This window comes from Pseudomonas sp. 2822-17, from assembly GCF_002742485.1.
Classification (GTDB): domain Bacteria; phylum Pseudomonadota; class Gammaproteobacteria; order Pseudomonadales; family Pseudomonadaceae; genus Aquipseudomonas; species Aquipseudomonas cyclaminis.
Window position 1 is genome coordinate 1 of record NZ_LJRZ01000288.1, and the last position, 269, is coordinate 269.

A 269-nucleotide genomic window follows, 5' to 3' on the forward strand; every position below is an offset into this window, starting at 1 on the left:
CATTAGGGTTAATCACTTCACCACCACCAATTGTTTCAGCTGGAGTGGGACGCCTCAAGATGAAGCGATCTCCCCTTTTAGTAACTACAGGACTCTCAAGCCTAAGCTGACATAACACATTTTTATCTTCCGTAAGCTCGTTTCGATCGAAAAATACAATCTTACCGTACACTTCCGCAGTACCAACATGCAGTTTAATATAGCCTCGCTGCTTTAGTGGAAATTTCAAGCTATCAACCGTATCTAAAGAAATGTCAATCGTATCAGAT

General features: G+C 41.3%; 1 pseudogene. It reads right to left on the reverse strand.

Annotated elements, in window-relative coordinates:
- Window positions 1-269 (reverse strand): annotated as a pseudogene (locus AOA60_RS33290) (hypothetical protein); the annotation flags it as partial.